Origin of the sequence: Nostoc sp. XA010, assembly GCF_020829625.1 — a bacterium.
Classification (GTDB): domain Bacteria; phylum Cyanobacteriota; class Cyanobacteriia; order Cyanobacteriales; family Nostocaceae; genus Nostoc.
Genome location: NZ_JAIVFX010000047.1, coordinates 22,296 through 32,155 on the forward strand (window position 1 = coordinate 22,296; position 9,860 = coordinate 32,155).

The window sequence follows — 9,860 nt, forward strand, 5'->3', positions numbered from 1 at the left end:
TTTATGAGTTCTCGTGGTTGGCGTTGCTGAATAAGCTCACGCAGAGGCGCAGAGAGGAATGTTGAGGTCTTCTGGCTACTGCTGAACTAACTATTGGAGTCGCAAAAGCAACTAATGCGACTTGAAAACTAACTATTGGAGTCGCAAAAGCAACTAATGTGACTTGAAAACCAACTATTGGAGTCGCAAAAGCAACTAATGTGACTTGAAAACTAACTATTGGAGTCGCAAAAGCAACTAATGCAACTCTAAAACTAACTTTTGCGTAAGTCTAGCCTATTACCTATTTTGTGGTTTAGCGGAAGATGATGGCGTTTGTTGTGTTGGGGGATTGGTAGGTGCTGATTTGTCTGGGAACCAATCTTTGAATAAATCTGTGCCGTCTTTGACTCCTGATATCAAGGCTGCAAATAATGCTAATACACCCATAATCTCTAATATCCACGCCCACAAGGGTTGTGTCCAAGGAAGTTTGGGAAGAGAAAAACCTGCTGTTTTGAAACCCAATTCTTTTAACCAGTCTTCCACTGTTTCGGGACGCTTGTCAGGTTGTAGTTCCATTGCGTGAATAATGGCATCATTGACGCGATCGCTAATCTCATGATTCAATTCTTTCGGCGGAATTAAACGCTTATTGTTATCCTGGCGCTCAATAGCAATTTCTGGCAGTTTTCCTGTTAATAAAAAATATAAAGTTGCCGCAAGAGAATAAATATCAGTCCAAGGTTTACGCCGCGCCTGTTGTTTAGGAGAGTTGGAATACAGTTCAATTGGTGTAAAGTTGTCAACCAAGTTACCGCGACTTGACACTGGGTTATCAATAAATCTTCGTGCTAAGTCGAAGTTTATCAAAACAACCTGATGCGTACCTGCCCGCAAAATGATATTTTCTGGTTTCACATCTCGATGCAAAAATCCTTGTTCATGCACTACGATGAGTGCTTTCCCAATTTGTTGAATATAATCTACGGCCTCTTTTGCTGGGAGAAATCCTCGCGGTTGGACAATCTTGGCTAAATTATCTCCTTGAATATAGTCCATGACCATGCATTTTAAATCACCTTCCTCGAAGGTATCAATGACTTGGACAATATTCGGATGTTTGCATATTGCTAGTTTGCGAGATTCATCAGCAAAACCTGATTTTAAGCGATCGCGGTCTTGGTTACTTAATTGATTAAGCAAATTGGAATCTAATATTTTAATCACAACTTTCTGGCCATCTGGCTCCTCAGCAAGATAAGTAATAGCGAAGTTCCCCTGTCCTAACTGTTGCTTAATTTCATACCGATCGCGGTGTAACTTTTGTCCAGATGCCCAAGTCATTGGTTGATTATCTCAGAGAGTTATATTAATTTTTGCATATAGCTATTCTCCTGTGGATGCGATGCCTAGGGCGAGCTACGCCTACGCGCCTGGAAAGCGATCGCATCTACACCAACAGTAGTCATGGCAAAGGGAGCATTGGTATTGTAAAGGAATCTGTCAGCGTTAGTAACGTAAATAACGATTTTAGTAACCAAAACGATTCTTTTGTTACGAAAATTGCGACTTTAGTAACTCAAGCCGCAATTTTAATAACGAAATTCAGAGATGATGTTCAGAAAGTATCGCGCTTTGCGAGATATTGGTACATCTGCCAACGTGCATCTACCTCAGCTTGCGCTTGTTCTAACAAGTGCTTGGCTACGTCTGGTTTGCTCTTGGTGAGCATTTTGAAGCGATTTTCTTGATACATCGAATGTTCTACAGATTGCGTAGGCAATCGCATATCCAATTGCAATGGATTTTTACCCTGGTTAAGCAACTCTGGATTATGCCGATACAGCAACCACCGACCTGATTCTACCAGAGTTTTCTGATGATTCATCCCTGTGGTCATATTAATGCCGTGGGCAATGCAATGGCTGTAAGCAATAATTATTGATGGGCCATCATAAGCTTCTGCTTCCAGAAATGCTTTCAGGGTATGTTCATCTCTAGCGCCAAGGGCTACACTCGCTACGTAGACATTTCCGTAGGTCATGGCAATCATCCCTAAGTCTTTTTTAGGTGCAGGCTTACCACTGGCGGCATATTTAGCAACTGCGGCTCGTGGCGTAGCTTTGGAAGATTGACCGCCTGTATTAGAATACACTTCTGTATCCATCACCAAGATGTTCACATTTCGACCACTAGCAATCACATGATCGATACCGCCAAAGTCAATATCATAAGCCCAACCGTCACCGCCAACAATCCAGACGCTTTTTCTCACCAAGTAATCGGCAAGAGATTTTAGATTTTGGATTTTGGATTTTAGATTAAGATCGAGAGTTACGATTTCATCTAACCTCTGCTGCAAAAGTTCTATTCTTTCGCGCTGTTCCCAAATGTCAGCCTCAGATTTTTGTTCAGCTTTCAGGATGGAATAGACAAGATTTTCATCTATTTCACTCCCCAATTGTTGCAACAATTCTGCTGCAAACTCAGCTTGTTTGTCGAGGGAGAGACGGAAGCCAAAACCGAATTCGGCGTTATCTTCAAATAGGTTATTTGACCACGCCGGGCCGCGTCCTTGAGCGTTAGTTGTCCAAGGTGTTGTGGGGAGGTTGCCACCATAAATTGAGGAACAACCTGTAGCATTGGCGATGACGGCGCGATCGCCAAACAATTGTGTTAATAATTTTAAGTAAGGTGTTTCACCACAACCTGCACAAGCACCAGAGAATTCAAATAAAGGTTCTTGCAGTTGTTGTTGGCGAATCTGGTTTAATTTTAGCGATCGCCTATCAGGATTGGGTAAACTCAAGAAGAAATCCCAGTTTTTTCGCTCTTCTTCCCGCAATGGCAACTGCTGTGCCATGTTAATCGCTTTCCGCAATGGCTCAGATTTATCTTTAGCAGGGCAAATATTTACACAAATAGTGCATCCTGTGCAATCTTCTGGGGCAACTTGAATGGTAAATTTTTGATTGGCAAAGTCTTTATCTTTTGCACCAGTTGACTTGAAGGTTCCTGGTGCATTGGCTAACTCATCCGCTTGATAAGCTTTTGCCCGGATGGCACTGTGGGGACAAACCATCACGCACTTACCACATTGAACGCAGACATCCGGCTCCCATACAGGTATCTCTTCGGCAATGTTACGTTTTTCCCACTTGGCAGTACCTACGGGAAAAGTGCCATCAACAGGTAGTGTGCTAACAGGTAAATCATCACCTTCCCAAATCATGATTTTGCCCAAGACTTCTTGCACAAATTTGGGAGCGGAGACGCGATTAATCGCGTCTGTACAAGAGTTTGGAGTAGAGACGCGATTAATCGCGTCTGTGAGAATTGTTTGTGGGACATCTACTTTATGCAAGTTGTCTAAGGTGTTATCTACAGCTTTCAAATTCATGCGGACAACTTCTACGCCTTTTTTACCATAGGTTTTTTCAATCGCTTGTTTGATTTTAGCGATGGCTTCTTCTTGCGGCAATACACCCGCTAAGGCAAAGAAGCATACTTGCATAATAGTGTTAATTCTGCCACCCATACCACTTTCACGGGCAACCTGGCTAGCGTTGATTACGTATAACTTCAAATGCTTATCGATAATTTGCTGCTGCACCTTCAAGGGCAGATATTCCCAGACGGTATCTGCATCATAAGGACTATTAAGCAACAAAGTCGCCCCAGGAATAGCAGCTTTCAAAATATCTATGCGTTCCAAAAATCCCCAGTGATGACAACCAATAAAGTTGGCTTGGTCAATTAAGTAGGTGGAACGAATTGGCTCTTTACCGAAACGTAAATGAGAGACAGTCATTGAGCCAGATTTTTTGGAGTCAAAGACAAAGTAGCCTTGGGCGTAGTTGTCAGTTTCTTCACCAATAATCTTGATGGAGTTTTTGTTAGCCCCAACTGTACCATCAGCACCCAACCCATAGAACATTGCCCTGACAACATTATCCGATTCTGTAGAGAAATTAGGGTCAAAGCTCAAGGAAGTATGACTAACGTCGTCATTAATCCCGATAGTAAAGTGATTTTTCGATTTAGCTTGAGCAAGATTGTCAAAAATGCCCTTCACCATCGCCGGAGTAAATTCCTTAGAAGAAAGACCGTAACGACCACCAATAATTTTAGGGTATGAGAAAGTATTTTCTCCCCCTGCCTCCCCTGCCTCCCCTGCTCCCCCTGCTCTCTTATCTCCCCACGCTTCATGAATAGCAGCCACAACATCTAAATACAAAGGTTCTCCGGCGCTACCTGCTTCTTTGGTGCGGTCGAGAACTGCGATCGCTTGTACACTATTTGGTAATACTGCAACAAACCTTTGGACATCAAAGGGGCGGTAAAGTCGCACTTTAACTACACCAAGTTTTTCACCACGGGCGTTAAGATAATCTACTGTTTCATGGACAGTTTCACAACCTGAACCCATCAGAACGATAACGCGATCGGCATCGTTAGCCCCGTAATATTCATAGATTTTGTAATGCCTTCCCGTGCGTTCTCCAAATTCATCCATGATGCGTTGGACAATTTCTGGACAGGCGTTGTAGTAAGGGTTAGCCCCTTCCCGTCCTTGGAAGTAGACATCGGGGTTTTGAGCAGTACCGCGCAATACTGGACGGTCTGGGGTGAGCGCACGGCTGCGATGGGCGAGTATTAGATTATCGTGGATTAGCGATCGTAAATCCTCATCTGACAGCAATTTGACTTTCTGCACTTCATGCGAAGTACGGAAACCGTCAAAGAAGTGCATAAACGAAACTCGCGTCTCTAAGGTAGCAGCATGAGCAATGAGAGCAAAATCTTGGCTTTCCTGCACCGAAGCGGAACACAGCAGAGCAAAACCAGTTGCACGAGCTGCCATTACGTCGCTATGATCACCAAAAATTGATAACGCATGGGTAGCCAAGGAACGGGCGGCAACGTGAACCACAGCGCTAGTCAGTTCACCAGCAATTTTGTAGAAGTTAGGTATCATCAACAATAATCCCTGAGATGCCGTGAAGGTGGTACTCAAGGAACCTGTTTGTAATGCCCCATGCACAGCACCTGCGGCTCCCCCTTCGCTCTGCATCTGCACGACGCTGGGAACGGTACCCCAGAGGTTAGGATGACTTTCTGCTGACCAAGCATCTGCCCATTCACCCATTGCTGAAGAGGGGGTGATGGGATAAATGGCAATCACTTCATTTAATTTGTAAGCAACACGGGCAACAGCCTCATTCCCGTCGATGGTTGCAAAGGTTTTGTTCATAATTGGATTTTTGTCCCCGCCTCTAAGCTGCATTATCAGAACATGTGAATATAAGAATCAAAAATAGCCAAAACTAGAAGTTGAGTGTATTATCTACATTATTAAAAATTTATCGGTAGGATTTGCTCCGTGATTAAAGGATAATTTATTGATGACTTTTGGCTCTGAAGTTAACCTTCAATAAATACTGCATTTATTAATATCTCATCCGCAACACTGCATCTATCAATATGTATTAATAATGTACTCAATAACCAAAGCCTCCGTTTTAAAGGACTTTAAAATAATTTATTCTTTTTTGTGGGGTATAGGGTCGGGAATTTCTGATATATTTTGCTTCAAGAAAACTCAAAACAAATTTAGTATTTAAGTATGATATCTTTTTTACTTTCTCTGGCAGCAATCTCAGTAATTGGCAGCATTAATCCTAATGGCTTTGCAGTACAAATTTATCTACTGAGTACACCGAGGCCTGTGATTTGTGCATTAGCTTTTACTCTTGGGGAATATGTTGGCCTTTTGTTCTCAGGGCTGTTAATCGCTTGGGGTATGATACAAGTAATCCAACAAGTTTTAAATTTTGTTGGTGAAAGTATTTATGGATTACAATTCCTTGTAGGAATAGTATTATTGATTGTAGGATGTAATGCACCAAGAATTTTTAAACCTTCTACAAAAAATCTACAGCCTCTTTCACTCAAGCCGCTACATATTTTTTTAGTAGGTTTTACCATTGTCATTGTCGAAACTCCAACTGCATTACCTCATATCGCTGCTCTCAAGCAATTAACTGATGCCCATCTTTCAATCCAAATGTTTATATTAATTTGGGCATTATACGATTTAATTTTTATCTTTCCATTATTGATAATGGTTGCAGCTTATCTTATATTGAATGACAATATTGTTAATTCTCTAAAAGAATTTAATTATCGAATAAACAGTTGGATAAGCAAAATTTTACCCTTTGTTTTAAGTGCTATTGGGGTTTTATTTATTATTAACAGTCTCGTTCAGTTTTTTAGATAGTTTTTTGTCAAAGTTAAATTTATTTAAAAAGTGACTGATCTTACTAACTTAAAGAACTATTATCATCCGTTTTGGTTTTTAATATTTGGTTGATGGCTTCAAATCCTTGGCATCGCCGATATTGAATTGGTGAGCCGCAAAGATACCAGTAAACCTCTGAAAGATTTTTGCTCAATCAACCGAACGCGATCGCTTAATAACGGCTTAATGATACACCGAACAAGATGAATGCGTGAATTACTCACATGAGAAAGCAAACAGGCATTTGACTTGCTGAATCTACCGAAATGAGAAAGCAATAAGGCATTGTGATAAAGCAATTAGGTATTTTGCTTATTAAATTCGACTTGATCTTTACTTCTACTTTATACCTCTCAGCAGCCATTATTAAGTAAGTTTGACGAGTTACTAATTAGTCTTACTTGCTTGTTGTGGTAGAATCTGCGCCATCTGTCTTCAGTTGACCATCTTCCATATAAATGATGCGATCGGCAATATCAAGGATACGATTGTCGTGGGTAACTAGCAAAATCGTACAACCTTGTTCTTTGGCTAGCTTCTGCATTATTTCTACGACATCACGCCCAGATTTTTTGTCGAGTGCAGCAGTCGGTTCATCTGCTAAAACAATCTTAGGATGGCTAACTAAAGCACGAGCGATCGCTACCCGTTGTTTTTGCCCTCCAGATAGTTTCTCTGGGTAATAATCTATACGATCAGCTAAACCGACAGTTTCCAAAATAGCGATCGCTTTGGCATTGATATCCTGATTCAGAAAATCGTCATGCAACTCTAAAGACATCCGCACATTTTCTCTTGCTGTTAAAAAATTCATCAGGTTATGAGCCTGGAAAATATAGCCAATCTGGCGGCGAAGTTTAGTTAATTGCAACTTTTTAGCGCCACGAATTTCCTCCCCTAAGATTTTGAGACTACCTTCTTGAGCAGAACGCAATCCACCCATTAAGGTTAACAAGGTGGTTTTTCCCGAACCAGAGGGGCCAGTCATGATAACGATTTCACCAGCGTTAATCTCTAAATTAATGTCAAATAATACTTGTTTGCGAAGCCCACCTTCACCAAAGTAGTGGTTGAGGTTACTAATAGAAATTACAGATTCTAAATTAGAAAGTGTTGAGTTGGAATTTACTGGTAGAGATTTTTGCAACATAAGATTTTATAGGGCATTGGGTATGGGGGAGATAATTACTAATTTTTGTACAGACGCAATTAATCGCATTTAAAAAACATCGGCAGGGTCAGCAGATCGTAACTTCCGCATTGCGATCGCTCCAGAAACACTGCACATGATCACTGTCAAAATCCAAACCTGTATAGCCCGTTCCATTTTCATGAAAATAGGAAGCATCGTTGCAGCGTAGGTAACTTGATACAATCCAAAAGAAAGGATGAATCCAGGCAGAAAACCTAACATAGCCAACAACAACGCTTCCTGAATTAGAACTCCTAAGAGATAATTATCGGTGTATCCCATTGCTTTGAGGGTGGCATATTCTGGCAAGTGGTCAGAAACATCCGAGTAAAGGATTTGGTAGACAATCACGATACCAACAATAAACCCGACTGCTGTACCTAAACCGAAAATAAAACCAATGCCAGTACCAGCTTCCCAGTAAGTTCTCTCCACTTTGGCAAACTCTTCTGGAGTGAGGAATCTGACATCTTTAGGTAGTCCATTAACAAGTTGCGATCGCACTTTTTCTGTATCGGCATCTGGTTTAAGCGTAATCAATCCAACTTCGATGCGATCGGGTTTACGCTGTGGAAATAGTTGGAGAAAGGTCGAGTCACTGGTGATCACATTACCATCGGCAGCAAAGGAAGCACCATCAGTAAACAAGCCTTTAACAAAGACGGCTTTACTATTGAGTTCCGTGTCAAATTTGCCTGTTTTCTTAAAGATATCGCCAACTGCCCCGTATTCTGGACGACCTGCCTGGTCGAACAGAACTTGATACAACTGTTTAAGGTGATCCTGATTTTGTTTAATTTCGGGCGATTTGAATGGTGATTGTGCCGGATCGACACCCCAAACCAAAATGGCACGCTCAAGACGTGTTTCAGGATTTCGCCACTGTCCAGTACTGATGTAGACAGAATTAACTGACTGAACACCTTCATAACCTAATGTTTGATATAGTCGCTCTCTGGAAAAGTTTTTTACAGAAAACAAAGTTTGAAATTGGGGACTAATTAAAACCAAATCTGCCTGTAAATTGCGATGAGGTTTCACAGCAGCATCAAAAAGCGCACTTTCAAATCCCAATTGGATAAACATCAGCATATCGGCAAAGGTAATACCTGCGACTGCAACAGCCAGACGGGTTTTTTCTTTCATTAACTGCCGCCATGCTAGCGGCGTTTTGCGAAATAATTTAGAAAACATATTTAAAAAACTCTTTAATAACCCAGTGTTTCAGCTTGCTGTTCAAGCTGGCGCTCTCGCATGAAAAGAAATAAGGGAAGACCTAAAGAAACACCAACTAAAAGATTACAGACAACGTAAACCCAGAGATTTTGCATTTTCAGACGTGTTCCTTCCCAAAATACGAATGTCCACAAGACTAGGGATGAAACAATAACATCCATGCCAAAAAAACCAGAAATTTTGTTGGCAAAAAGTTGTTCAAAAAACAGCTTTATATCAAGACCATGCTCTAAGATAAATGGAACCAACTGGGAGTAAGGTAGAACGAAGCCAAGTACACAAAGCAGAAGATATATGACTTTAAGCATGATTGAATTCACCTTATAAAAAATGATGGAATACACGAGATAGCGGACAACAACTCTATATTTCAATTGCTGTCTGTACCTGTAAGTTAGTGAAACCTGCAACTCGTTTGCTGTCTTTAGGATTGAGGCGAATTTTCACCTCAACTACTCGGCTATCAAGGTTCTCTCCTGGCTGGTTGCTGAAAACGTTTTGTCTATTCACCTGCAAGCCAATTTGGGCAACGGTTCCTCGCAGTTCACCGACAAATGCCTGACTGCTAATCACTGCCTGTTGTCCTAGTTTCACTTTACCGATGTCGGTTTGATAAACTTCTGCGATCGCCATCATCTGGTTTGTTTGAGCTAAGTCTGCAATGCCAGAAGCACTAATTTTTTCTCCCACTCGCGTATGAATTTTGATGATTTGTCCCGCCATCGGTGCTTTAATGTAAGCACCCGCCAACTCGGTTTGAGCATGTTTGAGGGTGGCGATCGCATTTTCAACTTCTGTCTTAGCTGCGGCTACATCTACAGGTCGCACTTCTGCAATACTGTTAAGTGTGGCTTTGGCTTCATTAACTTGCTTGTTACCAGTAGCGTTAGTACGGGCGAGTGCTGCTTTGGCTTCGGCAAGTTGTTTGCTAGCAGTGGTGTTAATCCGGTTAAGAACTGCTTTGGCTTCGTCTACTTGCTGTTTGGCAGTTTCTACAGTTAAACCTTTGCTATCGTACAAAGAATTAGAGTGCGATTCGTTGATTAGTGAATCACGGTAGTCAGTCCGTAAATAACTAAGCCAGCCCGACAGCAGATTACTGTCATTAAAGGCTGAACTCTCGGTCAGATGCAAGTGAAAGCCTTG

Annotated in this window: 8 protein-coding genes; 1 reads left to right on the forward strand and 7 read right to left on the reverse strand. The window is 41.5% G+C overall.

What is annotated here, in order from left to right; all coding sequences use genetic code 11:
* Positions 1-279: 279 nt before the first annotated feature.
* From LC608_RS32235 to nifJ, 3 genes are all read right to left on the reverse strand, one after another.
* Positions 280-1,326, reverse strand: a complete 1,047-nt coding sequence (locus LC608_RS32235; RefSeq protein WP_229557450.1) for a serine/threonine-protein kinase — start codon at positions 1,324-1,326, stop codon at positions 280-282.
* Positions 1,327-1,391: 65 nt separating this feature from the next.
* Complete coding sequence (locus LC608_RS37065) at positions 1,392-1,523, reverse strand: hypothetical protein (protein WP_267871289.1); 132 nt, start codon at positions 1,521-1,523, stop codon at positions 1,392-1,394.
* A gap of 77 nt (positions 1,524-1,600) precedes the next feature.
* The gene (nifJ, locus tag LC608_RS32240) at positions 1,601-5,236 is read right to left on the reverse strand and encodes a pyruvate:ferredoxin (flavodoxin) oxidoreductase (RefSeq protein WP_229557451.1); all 3,636 of its coding nucleotides are present in this window, start codon (positions 5,234-5,236) and stop codon (positions 1,601-1,603) included.
* Positions 5,237-5,608: 372 nt separating this feature from the next.
* Between nifJ and LC608_RS32245 the strand changes: the two genes are divergently transcribed.
* Entirely contained in the window at positions 5,609-6,265 is a 657-nt protein-coding gene (locus LC608_RS32245) for a GAP family protein (protein ID WP_229557452.1), read from the forward strand.
* Between the two features lie 418 nt (positions 6,266-6,683).
* Here the strand turns inward: LC608_RS32245 and LC608_RS32250 are convergent, their stop codons facing one another.
* The 4 genes from LC608_RS32250 to LC608_RS32265 form a co-directional block, all read right to left on the reverse strand.
* Positions 6,684-7,436, reverse strand: coding sequence for a DevA family ABC transporter ATP-binding protein (locus tag LC608_RS32250; protein WP_229557453.1), 753 nt, complete (start codon positions 7,434-7,436; stop codon positions 6,684-6,686).
* A gap of 69 nt (positions 7,437-7,505) precedes the next feature.
* Positions 7,506-8,672, reverse strand: coding sequence for an ABC transporter permease DevC (devC, locus tag LC608_RS32255; protein ID WP_229557454.1), 1,167 nt, complete (start codon positions 8,670-8,672; stop codon positions 7,506-7,508).
* A 14-nt stretch (positions 8,673-8,686) separates the two neighbouring features.
* Positions 8,687-9,022, reverse strand: coding sequence for a DUF2834 domain-containing protein (locus LC608_RS32260; RefSeq protein WP_229557455.1), 336 nt, complete (start codon positions 9,020-9,022; stop codon positions 8,687-8,689).
* Between the two features lie 55 nt (positions 9,023-9,077).
* Positions 9,078-9,860 (reverse strand): efflux RND transporter periplasmic adaptor subunit (locus LC608_RS32265; protein ID WP_229557456.1); only part of this gene is annotated, 783 nt, incomplete at its 5' end.